General features: G+C 65.7%; 17 protein-coding genes. 8 read left to right on the top strand and 9 right to left on the bottom strand.

Going from position 1 to position 18,542, the window contains the following annotated elements; translation table 11 throughout:
- Nucleotides 1-84: 84 nt before the first annotated feature.
- The 3 genes from dxs to BHE01S_RS28590 all read right to left on the bottom strand — a co-directional run bounded on the left by dxs (nt 85) and on the right by BHE01S_RS28590 (nt 3,262).
- Nucleotides 85-1,986, bottom strand: coding sequence for a 1-deoxy-D-xylulose-5-phosphate synthase (gene dxs / locus BHE01S_RS28600; RefSeq protein ID WP_042269878.1), 1,902 nt, complete (start codon nt 1,984-1,986; stop codon nt 85-87).
- 83 nt (nt 1,987-2,069) lie between these two features.
- Nucleotides 2,070-2,951, bottom strand: coding sequence for a polyprenyl synthetase family protein (locus tag BHE01S_RS28595; protein WP_042269876.1), 882 nt, complete (start codon nt 2,949-2,951; stop codon nt 2,070-2,072).
- Nucleotides 2,948-3,262 carry an exodeoxyribonuclease VII small subunit gene (locus BHE01S_RS28590; protein WP_028202970.1) on the bottom strand — a complete coding sequence of 105 codons (315 nt, stop codon included), beginning with the start codon at nt 3,260-3,262 and terminating at the stop codon, nt 2,948-2,950. The genes BHE01S_RS28595 and BHE01S_RS28590 overlap by 4 nt, the downstream gene beginning before the upstream one ends.
- 307 nt (nt 3,263-3,569) lie before the next feature.
- Between BHE01S_RS28590 and BHE01S_RS28585 the strand changes: the two genes are divergently transcribed.
- Together BHE01S_RS28585 and BHE01S_RS28580 are read left to right on the top strand one after the other, a co-directional pair.
- Nucleotides 3,570-4,676 (top strand): aromatic ring-hydroxylating oxygenase subunit alpha, encoded by a 1,107-nt coding sequence (locus BHE01S_RS28585; protein WP_042269873.1) that lies wholly within the window; start codon nt 3,570-3,572, stop codon nt 4,674-4,676.
- Nucleotides 4,677-4,815: 139 nt separating this feature from the next.
- Nucleotides 4,816-5,685, top strand: coding sequence for a sulfurtransferase (locus BHE01S_RS28580; RefSeq protein WP_042269871.1), 870 nt, complete (start codon nt 4,816-4,818; stop codon nt 5,683-5,685).
- 27 nt (nt 5,686-5,712) lie between these two features.
- Here the strand turns inward: BHE01S_RS28580 and BHE01S_RS28575 are convergent, their stop codons facing one another.
- The 3 genes from BHE01S_RS28575 to polA all read right to left on the bottom strand — a co-directional run bounded on the left by BHE01S_RS28575 (nt 5,713) and on the right by polA (nt 11,112).
- Complete coding sequence (locus tag BHE01S_RS28575; RefSeq protein ID WP_042269870.1) at nt 5,713-6,585, bottom strand: dienelactone hydrolase family protein; 873 nt, start codon at nt 6,583-6,585, stop codon at nt 5,713-5,715.
- 82 nt (nt 6,586-6,667) lie between these two features.
- Nucleotides 6,668-8,044 carry an NAD(P)/FAD-dependent oxidoreductase gene (locus tag BHE01S_RS28570; RefSeq protein WP_042269868.1) on the bottom strand — a complete coding sequence of 459 codons (1,377 nt, stop codon included), beginning with the start codon at nt 8,042-8,044 and terminating at the stop codon, nt 6,668-6,670.
- A 266-nt stretch (nt 8,045-8,310) separates the two neighbouring features.
- On the bottom strand, nt 8,311-11,112 hold the full coding sequence (gene polA, locus BHE01S_RS28565; protein ID WP_042269866.1) for a DNA polymerase I: 2,802 nt from the start codon (nt 11,110-11,112) through the stop codon (nt 8,311-8,313).
- A 1-nt stretch (nt 11,113) separates the two neighbouring features.
- Here polA and BHE01S_RS28560 point away from each other — a divergent pair, with 1 nt between their 5' ends.
- The gene (locus BHE01S_RS28560; protein ID WP_028202964.1) at nt 11,114-11,881 is read left to right on the top strand and encodes an LOG family protein; all 768 of its coding nucleotides are present in this window, start codon (nt 11,114-11,116) and stop codon (nt 11,879-11,881) included.
- A 72-nt stretch (nt 11,882-11,953) separates the two neighbouring features.
- Here the strand turns inward: BHE01S_RS28560 and BHE01S_RS28555 are convergent, their stop codons facing one another.
- Nucleotides 11,954-12,883, bottom strand: coding sequence for a transcriptional regulator GcvA (locus BHE01S_RS28555; RefSeq protein ID WP_042269863.1), 930 nt, complete (start codon nt 12,881-12,883; stop codon nt 11,954-11,956).
- A 100-nt stretch (nt 12,884-12,983) separates the two neighbouring features.
- Here BHE01S_RS28555 and BHE01S_RS28550 point away from each other — a divergent pair, with 100 nt between their 5' ends.
- Both BHE01S_RS28550 and BHE01S_RS28545 read left to right on the top strand, forming a co-directional pair.
- Entirely contained in the window at nt 12,984-13,589 is a 606-nt protein-coding gene (locus tag BHE01S_RS28550) for a chromate transporter (RefSeq protein ID WP_042269861.1), read from the top strand.
- A complete protein-coding gene (locus tag BHE01S_RS28545) occupies nt 13,586-14,113 on the top strand; it encodes a chromate transporter (protein WP_042269859.1) in 528 nt (175 codons plus the stop codon). Before BHE01S_RS28550 ends, BHE01S_RS28545 begins: the two co-directional genes overlap by 4 nt.
- Before the next feature lie 27 nt (nt 14,114-14,140).
- On the opposite strand, the gene BHE01S_RS28540 is transcribed toward BHE01S_RS28545, so the two are convergent.
- Both BHE01S_RS28540 and BHE01S_RS28535 read right to left on the bottom strand, forming a co-directional pair.
- Nucleotides 14,141-14,383 (bottom strand): hypothetical protein, encoded by a 243-nt coding sequence (locus BHE01S_RS28540; protein WP_042269857.1) that lies wholly within the window; start codon nt 14,381-14,383, stop codon nt 14,141-14,143.
- 7 nt (nt 14,384-14,390) lie between these two features.
- Nucleotides 14,391-15,914, bottom strand: coding sequence for an AMP nucleosidase (locus BHE01S_RS28535; protein ID WP_042269855.1), 1,524 nt, complete (start codon nt 15,912-15,914; stop codon nt 14,391-14,393).
- Between the two features lie 204 nt (nt 15,915-16,118).
- Here BHE01S_RS28535 and BHE01S_RS28530 point away from each other — a divergent pair, with 204 nt between their 5' ends.
- The 3 genes from BHE01S_RS28530 to BHE01S_RS28520 all read left to right on the top strand — a co-directional run bounded on the left by BHE01S_RS28530 (nt 16,119) and on the right by BHE01S_RS28520 (nt 18,501).
- Nucleotides 16,119-16,526 (top strand): hypothetical protein, encoded by a 408-nt coding sequence (locus tag BHE01S_RS28530; protein ID WP_042269853.1) that lies wholly within the window; start codon nt 16,119-16,121, stop codon nt 16,524-16,526.
- A 173-nt stretch (nt 16,527-16,699) separates the two neighbouring features.
- Nucleotides 16,700-17,707 carry a homoserine kinase gene (locus BHE01S_RS28525; RefSeq protein ID WP_042269851.1) on the top strand — a complete coding sequence of 336 codons (1,008 nt, stop codon included), beginning with the start codon at nt 16,700-16,702 and terminating at the stop codon, nt 17,705-17,707.
- Nucleotides 17,698-18,501: a BPSS1780 family membrane protein gene (locus BHE01S_RS28520; protein WP_042269849.1), complete on the top strand. Its 804-nt coding sequence runs from the start codon at nt 17,698-17,700 to the stop codon at nt 18,499-18,501. Before BHE01S_RS28525 ends, BHE01S_RS28520 begins: the two co-directional genes overlap by 10 nt.
- The last annotated feature ends 41 nt before the right edge of the window (nt 18,502-18,542 follow it).

Raw genomic sequence — 18,542 nt, 5'->3', positions numbered from 1 at the left:
TAGAAACCCGCCCGCCAGTTCAAATGTGAATTGGGCCGCTGCAAGGCGCGAGGCGCCAGGCAAGCTACGCGATCTCGATCGGCCTCAGGCGACGCGCATCACCGACTTGCCGGACACCGCCTTGTCGAGAAAGCGCTCGCGAATCGAGTTCGCGATCCCTGCTGCGTCGAGTCCACAGCCCGCCAGCAGCTTCGCCGGGTCGCCGTGGTCGATGAAGCGGTCGGGGAGGCCCAATTGTAGTACGGGCTTGATAACCCCACTTTCAAGGAGGGATTCCACGCAGGCCGAACCGGCTCCGCCCATGATGCAGCCTTCCTCGACGGTCACGAGGTAGTCGTGCGTTTCGGCGAGCTGCTTCACGAGGTCCGCATCGAGCGGCTTCACGAAGCGCATGTTCGCCACGGTGGCGTCCAGTTCCTCGGCGGCCTTGAGCGACGGCGCAACCATCGTGCCGAACGCGAGAATCGCGATACGGCTGCCTGCCGGCGCGTTGCTCTCGCGGCGGACTTCGCCCTTGCCCACCGGCAGCGCGGCCATCTGCTTGACGGTCGCCACGCCCGTGCCCGCACCGCGCGGGTAGCGCACGGCCGTCGGGCCGTCCTGCTGCAGCGCCGTGTAGAGCATCTGGCGGGATTCGTTTTCGTCGGACGCCGCCATGATCATCATGTTCGGGATGCAGCGCATGAACGCGAGATCGTACGCGCCCGCGTGCGTCGCACCGTCGGCACCGACGAGGCCCGCGCGGTCGATCGCGAACACGACCGGCAGGTTCTGCAGCGCCACGTCGTGGATCAACTGGTCATACGCGCGCTGCAGGAAGGTCGAGTAGATCGCGACCACGGGCTTCAACCCCTCGGCCGCCAGACCGCCCGCGAACGTCACGGCGTGCTGCTCGGCGATGCCCACGTCGTAGTAGCGGTCCGGGAAGCGCTTTTCGAACTCCACCATGCCCGAGCCTTCGCGCATGGCCGGCGTGATGCCGACCACGCGCTGGTCGAGTTCGGCCGCATCGCACAGCCATTCGCCGAACACCTGCGTGTAGGTCTTCTTGGCGGGCGTCGCCGACGGCTTGATGCCTTCGGCCGGGTTGAACTTGCCGGGACCGTGGTACAGCACCGGGTCGGCTTCGGCGAGCTTGTAGCCCTGGCCTTTCTTCGTCACGACGTGCAGGAACTGCGGGCCGCGCAGTTCCTTGATGTTCTGCAGCGTCGGGATCAGCGAATCCAGGTCGTGGCCGTCGATCGGCCCGATGTAGTTGAAGCCGAATTCCTCGAACAGCGTAGCCGGCACGATCATGCCCTTCGCGTGCTCTTCGAGCTTGCGCGCGAGGTCGAGCACCGGCGGCGCATGGCGCAGCACGCGCTCCACGCCCGCGCGTGCGGCGGCGTAGAAGCGGCCCGACATGAGGCGCGCGAGATGGCGATTGAGCGCGCCGACCGGAGGCGAAATCGACATGTCGTTGTCGTTGAGGATGACGAGCAGCGGGACGTCGTCTTCCACGCCGCCGTTGTTCAGTGCCTCGAAGGCCATGCCGGCCGTCATCGCGCCGTCGCCGATCACGGCGATACCCATGGCGTTCTCGCCCTTGAGCTTGCTCGCGATGGCCATGCCGAGCGCCGCCGAAATCGACGTGCTCGAGTGCGCGGTGCCGAACGTGTCGTACGGCGACTCGTCGCGTTTCGGAAAGCCCGAAATGCCGCCGAGCTGGCGCAGCGTCGACATCTGGTCGCGGCGGCCCGTCAGGATCTTGTGCGGATAGGTCTGATGGCCCACGTCCCAGACGATGCGGTCGCGCGGCGTGTCGAACACGTAGTGCAGCGCGATCGTCAGCTCGACCGTACCGAGGTTGGACGACAGGTGGCCGCCCGTCTGCGAGACGCTCTCGAGAACGAAGGCACGCAGTTCGTCCGCAAGCGGTTGCAACTGGCGGCGATCGAGGCGGCGCAAATCCGCCGGGTCGTCAATGGTTTTCAGCAAGTCGTACATCGTCGTTCCATTGTAGGAAAACTGGCGCTCCCGCACTTTTTTGCACATGACTTCCGTTTCATGCGCGTGGGCGGGTTGCGCGGTCAGCTCACCCGGTTCACCACCAGGTCAGCGAGTTCGGCGAGGCGCTGAGCGCGCGCACCGAACGGTTCGAGCGCCGCGTGCGCGTCGGCGCGCAACTGCTGCGCGAGCGCACGCGAGGCATCAAGACCGATAATCGACACGTAGGTCGGCTTGCCGTCCTTCGCGTCCTTGCCCGCGGTCTTGCCGAGCGTTGCGGAGTCGGCGGTGACGTCGAGAATGTCGTCCACCACCTGAAAAGCGAGGCCCACGGCCGCCGCGTACCTGTCGAGCGCGGCGAGGCTTTCCGCCGAGGGCGTTTCGCCCGCCAGCGCGCCCATGCGGACCGCGGCGCGCAAGAGCGCGCCGGTCTTCAGGCGGTGCATCGTTTCGAGCTGCTCGCGGGTGAGCGAATGGCCTACGCTCGCGAGGTCGATGGCCTGGCCGCCGGCCATGCCGATCGAGCCGCTGGCCAGCGCGAGTTCGCGCACGAGCGAAGCCTGGTGCCGGGCATCGAGCACATCGGAGGTCAGCGTGATGAAGGCTTGCGACTGCAGCGCGTCGCCCACCAGCAGCGCCGTCGGTTCGTCATATTTGACGTGTACGGTGGGTTTGCCGCGACGCATGTCGTCGTCGTCCATGCACGGCATGTCGTCGTGCACGAGCGAGTACACATGGATCATTTCGAGCGCGCAGGCCGCCGCGTCGAGCGCTTCCGGCGTGGCGTCCGTGAGTTCGCCCGCCGCGTGGCACAGAAGCGGACGCACCCGCTTGCCGCCGCCCATCACGGCATAACGCATGGCGTCGTGCAGGGGCGCCGGCAGCACGTCGGCAGCCGGCAAATAGTGATCGAGCGCGCTTTCGACCCGGTCGAGTACCTGCCGGGTCCATTGGTCAAATGTCATAGATCGTCGTCTCCGCCCGCTGCGGAGTCTGTCGTATTGAGAGGCACGGGCCGCAGCGTCTCGCCGTCGAGCACGCGCACCTGTTGTTCAACCTTTTCGAGCTGCTGCTGGCAGAAGCGCACGAGCGCCGCGCCGCGGCGGTAGGCTGCAAGCGATTCTTCCAGGCTCAGGCTGCCGCCTTCCATGCGCGCAACGAGCCCGTCGAGCTCCGCGAGCGCCGCCTCGTAGCTCTCGGGCAGGGCTTCGCCCTCGGCCAGCCCGGCTGCGCTTTCGCCCGCGCCAGCGCGGTCTTTCGTTGCGGATTTCGCCATGAGTCGTCGCCAGAATGAAACAAGGCGGACATTCTACGGCAAAAGGCCCTTTTCGACCCGCTCGCCGGCTTGTGTGCCCTCTCGACCACACGCTCGGGGCCAGTACAAATCGGTTCCAGCAGGCCCGATTACCCGTGCATTTGTCTCATATTTCCTGGATTCCTGCCGTCTTTCCGCTGTAATTTTGGCAAAAATCAGTCACTTAGCTACCCCACGACGGGGTAACCGGGTATAATCGCCGGCTCCCTAAATCGAATCTTCGATGGTTGGGTTGTTCACTGCTTTCACGTCTTCATCGGGAGTGGGAATGTCCAATCTGAGCAATGCATTGCAGCTGAAGTCTATCCACAGCCAGCTGCCAGTCACCGCTTATTTTGACGAAGCGCTACTCAAGCGCGAAATCGACACGCTTTTCCAGAAGGGTCCCCGCTACGTCGGGCACGAACTCATGGTGCCCGAGGCGGGAAACTATTTTGCGCTGCCCGGCGAGAAAGAAGGCCGCGTGCTCGTTCGCAACAAGAGCAACGACATCGAGCTGCTCTCGAACGTGTGCCGGCATCGCCAGGCCATCATGCTAAACGGTCGCGGCACGGCAGACAACATTGTATGTCCGTTGCATCGCTGGACCTATGACCTCAAGGGCGAACTGCTCGGCGCACCGCACTTCGCGGACAAGCCGTGTCTGAACCTGAACAGCTCGCCGCTCCAGAAGTGGAACGGGCTGCTGTTCGAATCCGCGGGCCGCGACGTCGCGCGCGATCTCGCGCGCCTCGGGCCGGCGAAACACCTCGATTTTACGGACTACATGTTCGATCACGTCGAGGTTCACGAGTGCAACTACAACTGGAAGACCTTCATCGAGGTCTATCTGGAAGACTATCACGTCGTGCCGTTCCACCCGGGCCTCGGCAACTTCGTGTCGTGCGACGACCTCCAGTGGGAGTTCGGCGAGTGGTATAGCGTGCAGACGGTCGGCGTGCACAACCGCCTCGGCAAGCCGGGCAGCCCGACGTACCGCAAGTGGCACGACGAGGTCCTGCGTTTTCGCAACGGCGTGCCGCCCGAGTTCGGCGCGATCTGGATGGTGTACTACCCGAATCTCATGATCGAGTGGTATCCGCACGTGCTCGTGGTCTCGTGGCTCATCCCGCAGGGCACGCAGAAAACGACGAACGTCGTCGAGTTCTATTACCCCGAGGAAATCACGCTGTTCGAGCGCGAGTTCGTCGAGGCCGAGCGCGCCGCCTATATGGAAACCGCCATCGAAGACGACGAGATTGCCGAGCGCATGGACGCCGGCCGCCGTGCGCTCTTCGAGCGCGGCGTTTCCGAGGTGGGGCCGTACCAGAGCCCGATGGAAGACGGCATGCAGCACTTCCACGAGTTCCTGCGCCGTGAGCTGGGACCGATCTGACGCGCGGCCAGGCGCGAGCCTCGGGCATCTCGAACGCATCACCGAAAGACGGGCCCCGGCCCGTCTTTTTGTTTAGACTGACGGCACCGGGCCGTCGCATAGCCAGAGATGGCGGCCTTGCACGATTCAAGGAGCCGTCATGCCCCACACGCATCACACCACGCTGATCTCGGCCGCCAATCTGCACGAACGCCTGACCGCCGCGCCGGGCAGCGTGCTGGTCTTCGACTGCCGCTTCGATCTCGCCAACCCCGCCGCGGGCGAGAACGCCTATGCGCTCGGCCATCTGCCCGGCGCCCAATACCTGCATCTGGACCGCGACCTCTCGGGCCCGAAGACGGGCAAGAACGGCCGCCATCCGCTGCCCGACCGCTCGGCGCTCGTCGCCACGCTCTTGCTGCGCGGGCTCAACGAAGGCCAGCAGGTCGTGGCCTACGACGCGCAAGGCGGCGCCTACGCCGCGCGCCTGTGGTGGCTGTTACGCTGGCTCGGCCACGACTCGGTGGCCGTGCTCGACGGCGGCCTCAATGCGTGGGAAGCCGCAGGCTTGCCGCTCGTGCGCGACGTGCCCACGCCCGCGCGCGGCACCTTCAAGGCCGGCGCGCCGCTCCAGGTGACGGTGGACGCGCAGGCCGTCGTCCGCAATCTCGCCACGCACGAACTCACGGTCGTCGACGCGCGCGCCGCCGACCGCTACCGCGGCGAGAACGAAACGATCGATCCGGTGGGCGGCCATATTCCTGGCGCACGCAACCGGTTTTATCAGGACAATCTCGCGCCGGACGGCCGCTTCAAGTCGGCGCATGCGCTGCGCGAGGATTTCATGACGGTGCTGCCGGGCATCACGCCCGAACACGTGGTCCTGCAATGCGGCTCGGGCGTGACCGCCTGCCACAATGCGCTCGCGATGGAGATTGCCGGCCTGCACGGCGCGGCGCTCTACCCCGGTTCGTGGAGCGAGTGGAGCGCCGATCCTTCACGGCCGGTCGCGACGGGTCCCAATCCCTAAGCCGGGAGCCCGGAACGGGGCACGGCGTCACACCACGCCGTGCTCCTTGAACCACGCAATGGCGCGCTTCCAGCCGTCTTGCGCATCGGCCTTGCGATAGCTCGGGCGGTAGTCCGCGAAGAACGCGTGGCCCGCGTCGTTGTACACGACGATCTGCGAGCTGCGTCCACCCTGCGGACCTTGCGCGATGGCGGCCTTCATCTGCTCGAGCGTGTCCTGCGGAATGCTCGTGTCCTGCAAGCCGTACATGGCAAGCACCGGCACCTGCAGCGTGTTCGCGAGATCGAGCGGATTGCTCGGCGCGTTCGCCGTGTGCGGGCCCGCCACGCGCCCATACCACACCACCGCCGCCTTGATGTGCGGGTTGTGCTCCGCATAGAGCCACGCATAGCGCCCGCCCCAGCAAAAGCCGTTCACGCCCACGCGCTTCGTGTCGCCGCCATGCTCGCCTGCCCAGGCAACGGCCGCGTCGATGTCGCCCATCACCTGGGCGTCGGGCACCTTGCTCGCGATGTTGTCGTTGATCTGCTGAATTGTCGGGTACACGGACGCATCGCCCTGGCGCACGAAGAAGTCCGGCGCGATGGCGAGATAGCCGAGCTTCGCGAAGCGGCGGCACACGTCGGCGATATGCTCGTGCACGCCGAAGATCTCGTGAATCACGATGACGACCGGCAAGTGCGTCTTGCCGCGCGGCTGGGCGCGATACGCCGGAATGAGCGTGCCGCCCGACTGGAAGCCGATCTCGCCGGCTTCGAGACCCTCGCTGTCGGTGTGGATGGTTTGCGCGGAAACGGGCAGCACGGCGGCGGCGAATCCGCTGCCGAGCGCCGCCTTGATGAAGGTACGCCGGTTGAACGGCACGTGCGGGACGAGGCTATCGACTTCGGGTTTCAGCATGCAGCGCTCCTTGGAGGTCAAACAGCGGAAACAGGCAGAATAACGCCGCGCCCCGGACGCAAGCGCCGCTCGATGCGGCCGCTCAGTGCAGCTTCACGCGCGGCAGCGTCGTGCGGCGCAGCCAGTGCGCGAAGGTGTCGAGCACCATGCGCGCGTAGCCATGCAGCGCCGCGATGTGCAGCCGGTACAGCGACATGTACATGAAACGGGCAAACAACCCTTCGATCAACATATTCCCGCCGATCAGCCCGCCCATCAGATTGCCGACCGCGCTGAAGTGGCCGAGCGACACCAGTGAGCCGAAGTCGCGATAGGTGAACTCCTCCAGCGGCTTGCCGGCGAGCAGATTCCCGAGTGACTTGAACAGAAAAGTGGCCTGCTGGTGGGCGGCCTGCGCGCGCGGCGGCACACCGCGCTCGTGGCCCGGCCATTCGCAGGCCGCGCAGTCGCCGAGCGCGAAGATGTTGTCGTCGAGTTCCGTTTGCAGCGTACGGCGCACGATCAGCTGGCCGAGCTTGTTCACGGTGAGGCCGTCGAGCCGCGAGAGCACAGCCGGCGCAGTGATGCCCGCCGCCCAGACCGTGAGGTCCGCGCGCAGGTTCTTGCCGCTCGCGGTGCGCACGACGCCAGGCGCCACTTCGATCACGCGTTCGCTCGTCAGCAGCTTCACGCCGAGCTTGTTCAGCAATTCGCCCGTCGCCGAAGACACGCGTTCGGGCAGCGCGGGCAGGATGCGCGGACCCGCCTCGATCAGCACGATGCCCACATCGTGGCGCGGATCGAGCTTGTGCAGCCCATAGGCCGACAGCACCTGGGCGGTGTTGCGCAGTTCGGCAGAGAGCTCGACGCCCGTTGCGCCCGCGCCAATGATCGCCACCTGCACGCGCGGCTCGGCGCCTGCATTCATGACCGGCGCGAGGTCGTCTGCCGTCACCTCCACCGCGATTCTTTCGGGAGCCTGATGTTCGGCGCGCATGCACGCGGCGATCAGGCGCTTGCGAAAGCGCTCGGCCTGCTCGACGGTGTCGAGCGCGATGGAATTCTCGGCCGCGCCCGGCACGCCGAAAAAATGCGTCGTGCTGCCGATGGCGAGCACGAGCGTGTCGTATTCGAGCACGCGCTCGGGCAGCATTTCCGCGCCGTCTTCGTCGAGCACGCGCCCGAGCGTGATGCGCTTCGCCGCGCGGTCGAGCCCGGTCAGCTCGCCCTGCTGGAACTCGAAGCCGTGCCAGCGCGCCTGCGCCGGATATTCGAGCTGATGCGTGAACGGATCCATGCTGCCCGCCGCGACTTCGTGCAGGAGCGGTTTCCAGATATGCGTCGGATTACGGTCGACCAGCGTGATCGATGCCGCCTGCGGCTTGCCCCGCTTCGCGCGCGCCTCGCCGTAACGATCGCCGAGCCGTGTTGCCAGTTCCAGCCCGCCCGCGCCTCCTCCCACAACGATAAAGCGATGCATAGACTCTCCGTGCATGTCGAAAGGCGATAGAAAGGCCGATACATCGACAACATGACGTGCGAGGCACCGGCCTTCGATCAAATCATTGTCGGCTGACGGAGCGCGCGGCGGCAACCCTTGCGGCGCGCATTCGCGACATCACGCACGCAAGGCTTGCCTTATCGCGCGCGCGCAGTTACGTCCTGATTACGTCCTGGTTACGGCTTTTGCGGCACTGCGCATTCAGTATGTACTTAGTCAGCTTCACTAAGCACCTTGATGCGCCTTCAATGCGCCTCCTCCCAGTTTTCGCCCACGCCCACTTCGGCGACGAGCGGCACCTTGAGCTGCGCCACCGAGCACATCAGCTCGGGCAAGCGCTTGCGCACTTCGGCGAGTTCGTCGCCCGGCACCTCGAGCACGAGTTCATCGTGCACCTGCATGATCATCTTCGTGCCGATCTTGCGTTCGTCGAGCCACTTCTGCACCGCGACCATGGACAGCTTGATGAGATCGGCGGCCGTGCCCTGCATGGGCGCGTTGATGGCGGCGCGCTCGGCGGCCTGGCGGCGCGGGCCGTTGCCGCCGTTGATCTCGGGCAGCCACAGGCGGCGGCCGAACACGGTCTCCACATAGCCGCGCGACTTCGCGTCCATGCGGGTTTCGTCCATATAGCGCGCAACGCCCGGATAGCGGGCGAAATAGCGGTCGATATAGAGCTTCGCTGCGTCGCGCGTGATGCCGAGATTCGATGCGAGCCCGAACGCGCTCATGCCGTAAATCAGGCCGAAATTGATGACCTTGGCGATGCGCCGCTGGTCCGCGCTCACTTCGAGCGGCGTGACGCCGAACACCTCCGAAGCCGTGGCGCGGTGAATGTCGTCGCCGCGTGCGAACGCCGCGAGCAGCGACTCGTCGCCCGAGATATGGGCCATGATGCGCAGTTCGATCTGCGAGTAGTCGGCGGAAACGATCTTGTGCCCCGGCGGCGCGATGAACGCCTCGCGAATGCGCCGGCCTTCGCCGGTGCGCACGGGGATGTTCTGCAGATTCGGATCGTTCGACGCCAGACGGCCCGTGACCGCCACGGCCTGCGCATAGTTCGTGTGCACGCGGCCCGTTTGCGCATTCACCATGCGCGGCAGCTTGTCGGTGTACGTGGACTTGAGCTTGGCAAGACCGCGATGCTCGAGCAGGATCTTGGGCAGCGGATAATCCTCGGCGAGCTTTTGCAGCACCTCTTCGTCGGTGGAAGGCGCGCCGCTGGGCGTCTTCTTCACGACCGGCAGCTGCAGCTTCTCGAAGAAGATCTGGCCGATCTGCTTGGGCGAGCCCAGATTGAATTCGCCGCCCGCGAGCGCGTACGCTTCCTGTTCGAGCGCGATGAGCCGCACGGCAATTTCCGCGCTCTGCTTTTCGAGCCTTTCGGTGTCGATCAGCACGCCGTTGCGCTCCATCTTGCGCAGCACGCGCGAGGTGGGCAATTCGATCTGGCGATAGACGTAATCGAGCCCCTTCTCAGGCGCGATCTGCGGGTAGAGCGCACGATGCAGTTGCAGCGTGACATCGGCGTCTTCGGCGGCGTATTCGGCGGCCTTGTCGAGCGAGACTTCGTCGAAGCCGATCTGCTGCGCGCCCTTGCCCGCCACCTCTTCGTACTTGATCGTCTTGATGCCGAGATGGCGCAGCGCGAGGCTGTCCATGTCGTGGCTGCGATGCGATTCGAGCACATACGATTCGAGCAGCGTGTCGTGCTCCACGCCGTTCAGCTCGATACCGTAGTTCGCGAGCACCTGCTCGTCGTACTTCATGTGCTGGCCGACTTTCTTGTGCTTCTCGCTTTCGAGCCAGGGCTTCAGGCGCGCGAGGACTTCGTCCTGCGGCAGTTGATCGGGCGCGTCCGGGCCGCGATGCGCGAGCGGCAAATAGGCGGCCACGCCAGGTTGCGTCGAAAACGACATGCCGACGAGCTTCGCGACCATCGGGTCGAGCGCCGTGGTCTCGGTGTCGAACGCGGTGAGTTCGGCGGCTTCGATCCTGCTGAGCCACGCGGTGAATTGGTCCCACGTCTGGATCGTTTCGTAATGGCGCGGGGCATCGACGAACAGCGCAGGCTGCACGTTCGCATCTTTTTCGGGCGCGTCGCCTCTGGTTGCGGCGGGCACCGTCTCGCTCTGCTGACTCGCTTCGGTGATTTCGCGCAGCCAGGTCTTGAAGCCATGTCGCGTGAAGATATCGCGCAGTTCTTCGCGCGCTTCGGCGCGCGTGGCGAGCGCGGCTTCGATCGACTCTAGATGCGGCGCGAGATCGCAAGCCGTTTCCACGGTGACGAGCTTTCTCGCCATCGGCAGGAAGTCGAGCGCGTCGCGCAAATAGCCGCCCACGGCACCCTTGATTTCATCCGCGTGGGCGATCACGCCGTCGAGCGAGTCGTATTGCGTGAGCCACTTCACCGCCGTTTTCGGGCCGCACTTGTTCACGCCCGGCACGTTGTCGACGGTGTCGCCGATGAGCGAGAGATAATCGACGATGCGCTCCGGCGGCACGCCGAACTTCGCGATCACGCCTTCGCGATCGAGCGTTTCATTCGTCATCGTGTTGATGAGCGTGACGCGGTCCGTCACGAGCTGCGCGAGGTCCTTGTCGCCCGTGGAAACGATGACCTTCATGCCGAGCTTCTCGGCCTCGCGCGCGAGCGTGCCGATCACGTCGTCGGCCTCCACGCCTTCGATCATCAGGAGCGGCCAGCCGAGCGCGCGCACAGCCGTGTGAATGGGCTCGATTTGTGCAGCGAGCGGCTCGGGCATGGAAGGCCGGTTGGCTTTGTACTCGGGGTACCAGTCGTCGCGGAACGTCTTGCCCTTTGCATCGAACACGCACGCGCTATACTCTGCCGTAACGTCCTTGCGCATGCGACGCAGCATGTTGATGATGCCGTACAGCGCGCCCGTGGGTTCGCCGTCAGGACCGCGCAGATCCGGCATCGCATGGAAGGCCCGATAGAGATAGCTAGAACCGTCGACCAGCAACAGGGTCTTACCTTCCAGCTCATTTTGTAGCTTCGTTTCCACGCGTAGTTCTTCAGGCATTATGGACAAGAGAAAAGTGATTCCGAGTCTGCGTTCACTCGCAGATCAAGAGCGCGCGACGGCCAAGAAGGCCCGCGCATCGTGGCAGATGTTCACGATTATGGCAGAGTTTATCGAGGCGACCGAGTACCTGTCCGAGATCCGGCCAGCGGTCAGCATCTACGGTTCCGCCCGCCTGAAACCGGAGTCGAAGTACTACCAGCTCGCCAGCACCATTGCGCGCAAGGTGTCCGATGCGGGCTTCGCCGTGATCTCCGGCGGCGGCCCCGGCATCATGGAAGCCGCGAACCAGGGCGCGCATGCGGGCAAGTCGCCTTCGGTGGGCCTGAACATCGAGTTGCCGCACGAGCAGTCGGGCAACCAGTGGCAGGACATCTCGCTGCGCTTTCGCCATTTCTTCACGCGCAAGGTCACCTTCGTGAAGAACTCGGACGCCGTGATCGTCATGCCCGGCGGCTTCGGCACGCTCGACGAACTGGCCGAAGTGCTCACGCTCATCCAGACGAAAAAGTCGCGTCACGTGCCCATCATTCTGGTGGGCGCCGAATTCTGGAAGGGCCTGCTCGACTGGTTCCGCTCGGCGCTCGTGCCCATGGGCCTCATCAATCCCGAAGACATGGACTTGATGCAGGTGATCGACGACCCGGACCAGGTGCTCGAAGCCGTTCTCAAGTTCTACGAAGATGCGGATACCGCCGAAGATACCGGCAAGGAGCACCCGGCGCGCCGCGACCGCGACTCCGACGAAGACCGGATGTTCTATCTCTGATGCATCGCTCGCGGCGCGGCGTGCGGATGGCCTGCGGTTCATGTTTTCGCAGGCCTGCGCAGCGCTCGCGCCTTAGCGCATCACTCCCCTCTTGCTTTGCGCGCGGGACGCACCGAGCGGCGCCCGCGTGCTCGCCTGCTCTTCCAGCCAGCGGCAAAACTGCAGGACGAGCGGCGCTTGCGCCATCTCGCGGCGCGCCACCCACCAGTAGCCGCGCGCGTCGAGATGCGGCCCCGCGAGCGGGGTGACGAGGCGCCCCGATGCAAGTTCGTCGTCGAGCAGCGGCAGCGGGCCGAGCGCGACACCAAGACCATCCACGGCGGCCTGCAAGGCCAGATAGAAGTGGTCGAACGACTGCTTCTTGCGGCATTTGGCTTTCACGCCTGCGGCTGCGAGCCAGATGCGCCACGCATCGGGACGCGTGTCCGAATGCAGCAGCACGTGGCGCGCAAGATCGCTCGCCTGATGAATCGGCGCGCGTTTGAGCAGCGCCGGACTGCACACCGGCAGTTCCATCTCGTCCAGAAAATGACCGGACTCGCAGTCGGGCCAGTGGGCCGGACCGCGCCGCACGGCCACGTCGAAGCCTTCGAGCGTCTCGACCGGCGCGTTCGAGGTCGACAGGCGCAACTCGACGTTCGGCGCGAGGCGCTGAAACTGCGAAAGCCGCGGCAGCAGCCATTTCATCGCGAAGGTAGGCAGCGCACTCACGCGCAGCACGTGGACCATGCCCGTGTCGCGCAACTGGCTGGTTGCGCGCGCGATATCGTCGAAGGCCGACTGCACGGCGGCGAGGTAGCGCCGCCCGTCCTCGGTCAGCGCGACCCGCTTGCCGTGCCGGTGAAACACCTGCACGCCGACCCACGCCTCGAGCGCGGCCACCTGCCGGCTGATGGCACCGTGAGTCACATTGAGCTCGCCCGCCGCGGCGGAGAAACTGTTGTGCCGCGCAGCGGCCTCGAACGCGCGCAGCGCAGGAAAGGGAGGAAGGGGACGTACCATGCTTGTGAGTGTAGATCACAAGAGCGCGCCATAGAAATCGTTTTGCCGCGCGCGCGAATGGGCTTAATCTCCGAACTTGCCCCAGAGGTCCCTTCCATTCATGAAACAATCCATCTCATCGGCCGCCGCAGCCGGACATGGCACGGACGACAGCCTGCACACGCCGACGGTACGCGATCTGTTCCTCGGCTTCCTCGCTCTCGGCTTCACGTCGTTTGGCGGCGCACTGCCGCTCGCGCGCCGCACCATCGTCGAGCAGCGCCGCTGGCTGACCGCCAGCGAGTTCACCGACCTGCTCGGCCTCTGCCAGTTCTTGCCGGGCGGCAACGTCATCAATCTCTCGGTCGCGCTCGGCATGCGTTTTCAGGGGTGGCGCGGCGCACTCGCGGGCATCCTCGGCCTGATCGCGGGTCCGTCGCTCGTCGTGATCGGGCTCGGCGTGCTCTACGAGCGCACGCAAGACGACCCGCACGTGCGGCATCTGTTCGTGGGGCTGGCCGCGGCGGCGGCCGGGCTGCTTGTCTCGATGGCCCTGAAAATCGTGCTGCCGCTGCGGCGCGATCCTGCCGCGGCCGTCGTCGCCGCACTCGGCTTCGTGGCCATTGCCGTGCTGCGCACGCCGCTCTTGCCCACCATGCTCGTGCTCACGCCGGTCGGCATCGCGCTCGCCGCCCGCGCGGCGCGCAAGCAAGGAGCCGCGCGATGAGCGCCACACTCGTTGCGCTCGCCGCGATCTTCGGCCAGCTCTCGCTGCTCGCGTTCGGCGGCGGCAACACGATCCTGCCCGAGATGCAGCGTCAGGTCGTCGAGGTCCACCACTGGATGCCGGCGAGCGAGTTCAGCGCGCTATTCGCGCTTGCCCAGGCCGCCCCCGGTCCGAACATGATGGTCGTGACGCTGGTCGGCTGGCACGTGGCCGGCTGGGCAGGCATGCTGGTCGCGTCGATTGCGAAGTTCGGGCCGTCGTCGCTCGTCACGATCGCCGCGCTGCACGCGTGGGATCGCTTCAAGGACCGCCCGTGGCGGCGTATCGCACAGAAGGGGCTCGTGCCGGTGACGGCGGGCCTCGTGGCCGCGAGCGCCGTACTGATCGCCAGAGCCTCCGATCCCTCCTGGATCGCCTGGGCGATTACCGGCGTGTGCGCCGCGCTCGCGTTTCGCACGAAGATTCATCCGCTGTGGCTGCTTGGCGCGGGGAGTCTGATCGGGTTGACGGGGTTCGGGCAATGAGTCGGCGGCGTGCGGCGGCGTGCGAATTCAGGTTTCCTCGATAGTCGCCAGCCACGCCGCACATCTTCCGCCAGGCGCGTCGCAAAGAGCCCGGCCCAGCAGGCCCGCGGGCGGTTGGGCGAGATTGTTCAGCAGTGCGATCAGACCCATGGTCTTGCCGAAGTCCTCAGCGGGAATCAACCGCTGGCGCACGCCGGCGTTCCTGGCAGATCGAGCGAGGACGACAACCGAAACCGGCGGCGCGCCCTGTAGCCAGCCGCCGCCGGTCAATGCACGCTTACTGGAACGCCACCTCCGCGAAGCTGCGCAATTTCCGGCTATGCAGCTTGTGCAGGCCGTTCGTGCGCAGAATCTCCATCGCCTTCACGCCGATCTGCAAATGCTGATCGACCTGTGCGCGATAGAACGAATCGGCCATGCCCGGCAGCTTCAGTTCGCCGTGCAGCGGCTTGTCGGAAACGCACAGCAAGGTGCCGTACGGCACACGAAAGCGGAATCCGTTCGCGGCGATGGTTGCGCTTTCCATGTCGAGCGCGATCGCGCGGCTCTGCGAAAGTCGCTGCACCGGCTCGCGATGATCGCGCAGCTCCCAGTTGCGGTTGTCGACGCTCGCCACCGTCCCCGTGCGCATCACGCGCTTGAGTTCCACGCCGTCGAGCTTCGTGACTTCCGCCACCGCGCGCTCGAGCGCGAGCTGCACTTCGGCGAGCGCCGGAATCGGCACCCACAGCGGCAAATCGGCGTCGAGCACGTGATCCTCGCGCACGTAGCCGTGCGCAAGCACGTAGTCGCCCAGACGCTGCGTGTTGCGCAAGCCCGCGCAGTGGCCGAGCATGATCCACGCATGCGGACGCAGCACGGCAATGTGGTCGGTAATCGTCTTCGCGTTCGAAGGGCCCACGCCGATGTTGATCATCGTGATGCCGCTGCCGTCCGCACGCTTGAGGTGATAGGCCGGCATTTGCGGCAGCCGCGCGGGCGCCGTGCCTTCGTCGTCCTGTTCGCCCAGATTCGCGTTGTAGGTGACCACGTCGCCGGGCTCGACGAACGAGGTGTATTCGCTGCGATAGTTGCGCAGGTCGGCGTCGTCGGTGTGCGCCATCATCGCGCGGCCGAGCTTCACGAATTCGTCGATATAGAACTGGTAGTTCGTGTAGAGCACGTAGTTCTGCACGTGCGTGGGCGACGTGGCCGTGTAGTGCTTGAGCCGATGCAGCGAAAAGTCCACGCGCGGCGCGGTAAAGAGCGCGAGCGGATGCGGCTCGCCCGCCTCCGGCTCGTAGGTGCCGTTCACGATGCGGTCGTCGAGCTGCGCGAGATCGGGCGTATCGAACACATCGCGCATGGCAAAGAGGCGCTCGCGGTCGAGATCGCCTTCGAGGTGGATGCCTTCGGCGAACGCGAAGTGCACGGGAATGGGCTGGTCCGAGACGCCCACTTCGATGGCCACATGATGGTTCTTCGCCAGCAGGCGCAACTGCTCGCGATAGTAATTGCCGAACAGATCGGGCCGCGTGACGGTGGTCTCGAACACGCCGGGGCCCGCCACGAACCCATATGAGCGGCGCGAGTCGATATGCGTGTTGACGTTGGTGCGGATGCGCACGAACGGGTAGCACGCGCGCACGCGGCGCTCGAACGCCTCGCCGCGGCGATAGCGCGCGAACGCGTCGCGCAGGAACGACGTATTCGCTTCGTAGATGCTCGAGAGGCGCGCCACGGCGTCGGCGGCGTCTTCGAAAGATTCGTCCGGGAAGTCGTGCGCCGGCGTCATGAGGGGCCGCAGGTAGTCGTTGTTCATCTTCGTTCGCCTCTCCGTTTGATGGGTCCACATTACCACGGAAGGTGCGACTTTCCGGCGACGAACCTCGCCGCGCCCAGGGCTTTTGCAGCACCGGCTGCGGGCGCCGCGCGCGGCCCGCCGGGCGCGGGCCGCAGCGCCTGCGCGACATGGGGCGAAGCGCCCGGATTTGCTAGAATTGGGGCATCCCATCGGAGAAAGACCATGAAGTCGCACCTTCTTGCCGTCGCCGCAGTGACGTTCGCTTTCAGCGGGGTCGCCATGGCCGCGCCGGCCGACGACGCAAAGACCGCCGTCGAGGCACAATCCGCGCAGTCCGAGAACGAACGCGCGGGCCTGCCCGATCTGGCCGCGATCAACAACCAGCCGGCCGCACGCGTCACCTCGAAGGTCAACATCAACGACGTGCCGCGCGTGCCCAGCTATCACGAAGTGAGCCCGAACGGCACCGAAATCACCGAGTTCCGCGACAAGGGCAAGCCCGTCGAAATCAACGTGCATTCGAACTTCGGCACGCGCTACACGATGAGCGCGAACCCCGACACCTCGCCGCAAGTTCGCAACAACGGCCAGGCCAGCACGCGCCTGCCGTCGATCAACCTGCATTACTGAGCCATCCGGGCGTGCGCATGCCGTTTTGGGGCATGCGCACGCCACCGCCATGTGCGCCGCCCCATAAGCCGGGTCGCCGACATCGCACCTGAGCCGGACACGCCTGCAAGCCCCTCGGGCAGCACCTCGCAGCGTTCGCCGACCCGCCATTACCAATCAACCGACCTTCTTGCATGGCCGTCTTCACCGCTGTCACCGACCAAGCGCTTGCCCAATGGCTGCGCGACTACGATCTCGGCGATGTCGTCGAATTTCGCGGCATCCAGTCCGGCATCGAGAACAGCAACTTCTTCCTGACGACGACGCGCGGCGAATACGTCCTGACTATCTTCGAAAAGCTGACGGCCGAGCAGCTGCCGTTCTACCTCGACCTGATGCGGCACCTCGCCTCGCATCGCGTGCCGGTACCCGACCCCATGCCGCGCCGGGACGGCGCGCTTTTTGGACTGCTGCACGGCAAGCCCGCGGCCATCGTCTCGAAGCTCGAAGGCAAGCCCGAACTCGCGCCCGGCGTGGAGCACTGCGCGGAAGTGGGCCAGATGCTCGCGCGCATGCACCTGGCGGGCCGCGACTACCGCGGCGACCAGCCGAATCTGCGCAGCCTTTCGTGGTGGGAAGAAACGGTGCCGACGGTGCTGCCGTTTCTCGCCGACGCCCAGCGCACGCTCCTCACGAGCGAACTCGACCACCAGCGCGCATTCTTCGGCTCGGCCGACTACGCGGCGCTGCCGGGCGGTCCGTGCCATTGCGACCTGTTCCGCGACAACGCGATGTTCGCGCACTCGCACCCGGCGCCAGGCCACGAAGTCCGGCTGGGCGGCTTTTTCGACTTTTATTTCGCCGGCTGCGACAAGTGGCTCTTCGACGTGGCCGTGACCGTGAACGACTGGTGCGTCGACCTCGCCACGGGCAAGCTCGACACGGCGCGCGCCGACGCGCTGTTGCGCGCCTACCAGACCGTGCGCCCATTCACGCCCGAGGAAACGCGGCACTGGATGGACATGCTGCGCGCAGGCGCGTACCGCTTCTGGGTCTCGCGCCTGTATGATTTCCACCTGCCGCGCTCGGCCGAACTGCTCAAGCCGCACGATCCCGGCCACTTCGAGCGCATCCTGCGCGAGCGCCTCGCCGGCAGCGAGGCCGGCTCCCATCACGCCTTGCCACACCGCCCATGCAACTAATTGAAGTCCCCGCGAAGACGGGCTACGTCTGGTTCCGCCAGGGTATCTGGCTGTTCCGCCGCAATCCGCTCGCGTTTCTCACGCTGTTTTTCGCCTATTTGCTGGCGATGACGCTGATTTCCGCCATCCCCGTGATCGGCGGCGTGCTGCCGCTGCTGTTCGTGCCCGGCGTGGCGGTCGGCTTCATGGCGGCGTGCCGCGACACGATCGCGGGCAAACCGGTGTTCCCGACCATTCTGATCGACGGCTTTCGTTCGTACGGCAACGTCGTGGCGAAGCACCTGCTCGTGCTCGGGGCGATTTACGTGGTGGCGATGTTGCTGGTGCTGGCCGCGTCTGCGTTCGTGGACGGCGGCGCGCTATTGCAGCTGATGACGATCGGCGGCGACCTCGATGCGCAGGCGCTCGCCAGCAGCGACGTGCCGCTTGCGGTGCTTGCTTCGCTGCTCTGCTACGTGCCGGTGTCGATGCTGTTCTGGTTCGCGCCCGTGCTCACGGCATGGCACGACGTGCCGCCCGTGAAGGCCATGTTCTTCAGCATTGTGAGCTGCTGGCGCAACAAGGGCGCATTCACGGTGTACGGGGCGCTGTGGTTCGCGGTCTCGACGGTCGTATCGATCGGCCTGTCGACGCTTCTGCGCACGCTCGGCGCGGGCGACTTCACGGTGGCGATCCTGATGCCCGCGCTCATCATCGTGACGACGATGCTCTATTGCTCGTTCTACGCAACGTACCGCGGCTGCTTCGGCGTGCAGGAAAAGCAGGCCGCCGAGATGCCGGACTCGGGCCGCTGAACGGCGCGGCAGCCGTTCACGCACAGTACGCAAAAACGGCG

It is taken from the genome of Paraburkholderia heleia NBRC 101817 (assembly GCF_000739775.1).
Taxonomy (GTDB): domain Bacteria; phylum Pseudomonadota; class Gammaproteobacteria; order Burkholderiales; family Burkholderiaceae; genus Paraburkholderia; species Paraburkholderia heleia.
Note: the sequence above shows the minus strand (reverse complement) of the source record. Positions and strands in the feature narration are given on the sequence as shown.

What these genes read in the sequence shown, in the direction of transcription:
- BHE01S_RS28530 (WP_042269853.1), top strand. Translation starts at nt 16,119, where the DNA reads ATGAAGTCGCACCTTCTTGCCGTCGCCGCAGTGACGTTCGCTTTCAGC.
- BHE01S_RS28555 (WP_042269863.1), bottom strand. Translation starts at nt 12,883, where the DNA reads ATGGTACGTCCCCTTCCTCCCTTTCCTGCGCTGCGCGCGTTCGAGGCC.
- BHE01S_RS28550 (WP_042269861.1), top strand. Translation starts at nt 12,984, where the DNA reads ATGAAACAATCCATCTCATCGGCCGCCGCAGCCGGACATGGCACGGAC.
- dxs (WP_042269878.1), bottom strand. Translation starts at nt 1,986, where the DNA reads ATGTACGACTTGCTGAAAACCATTGACGACCCGGCGGATTTGCGCCGC.
- BHE01S_RS28590 (WP_028202970.1), bottom strand. Translation starts at nt 3,262, where the DNA reads ATGGCGAAATCCGCAACGAAAGACCGCGCTGGCGCGGGCGAAAGCGCA.
- BHE01S_RS28545 (WP_042269859.1), top strand. Translation starts at nt 13,586, where the DNA reads ATGAGCGCCACACTCGTTGCGCTCGCCGCGATCTTCGGCCAGCTCTCG.
- BHE01S_RS28575 (WP_042269870.1), bottom strand. Translation starts at nt 6,585, where the DNA reads ATGCTGAAACCCGAAGTCGATAGCCTCGTCCCGCACGTGCCGTTCAAC.
- BHE01S_RS28585 (WP_042269873.1), top strand. Translation starts at nt 3,570, where the DNA reads ATGTCCAATCTGAGCAATGCATTGCAGCTGAAGTCTATCCACAGCCAG.
- BHE01S_RS28520 (WP_042269849.1), top strand. Translation starts at nt 17,698, where the DNA reads ATGCAACTAATTGAAGTCCCCGCGAAGACGGGCTACGTCTGGTTCCGC.
- polA (WP_042269866.1), bottom strand. Translation starts at nt 11,112, where the DNA reads ATGCCTGAAGAACTACGCGTGGAAACGAAGCTACAAAATGAGCTGGAA.
- BHE01S_RS28525 (WP_042269851.1), top strand. Translation starts at nt 16,700, where the DNA reads ATGGCCGTCTTCACCGCTGTCACCGACCAAGCGCTTGCCCAATGGCTG.
- BHE01S_RS28535 (WP_042269855.1), bottom strand. Translation starts at nt 15,914, where the DNA reads ATGAACAACGACTACCTGCGGCCCCTCATGACGCCGGCGCACGACTTC.
- BHE01S_RS28580 (WP_042269871.1), top strand. Translation starts at nt 4,816, where the DNA reads ATGCCCCACACGCATCACACCACGCTGATCTCGGCCGCCAATCTGCAC.
- BHE01S_RS28560 (WP_028202964.1), top strand. Translation starts at nt 11,114, where the DNA reads ATGGACAAGAGAAAAGTGATTCCGAGTCTGCGTTCACTCGCAGATCAA.
- BHE01S_RS28595 (WP_042269876.1), bottom strand. Translation starts at nt 2,951, where the DNA reads ATGACATTTGACCAATGGACCCGGCAGGTACTCGACCGGGTCGAAAGC.
- BHE01S_RS28570 (WP_042269868.1), bottom strand. Translation starts at nt 8,044, where the DNA reads ATGCATCGCTTTATCGTTGTGGGAGGAGGCGCGGGCGGGCTGGAACTG.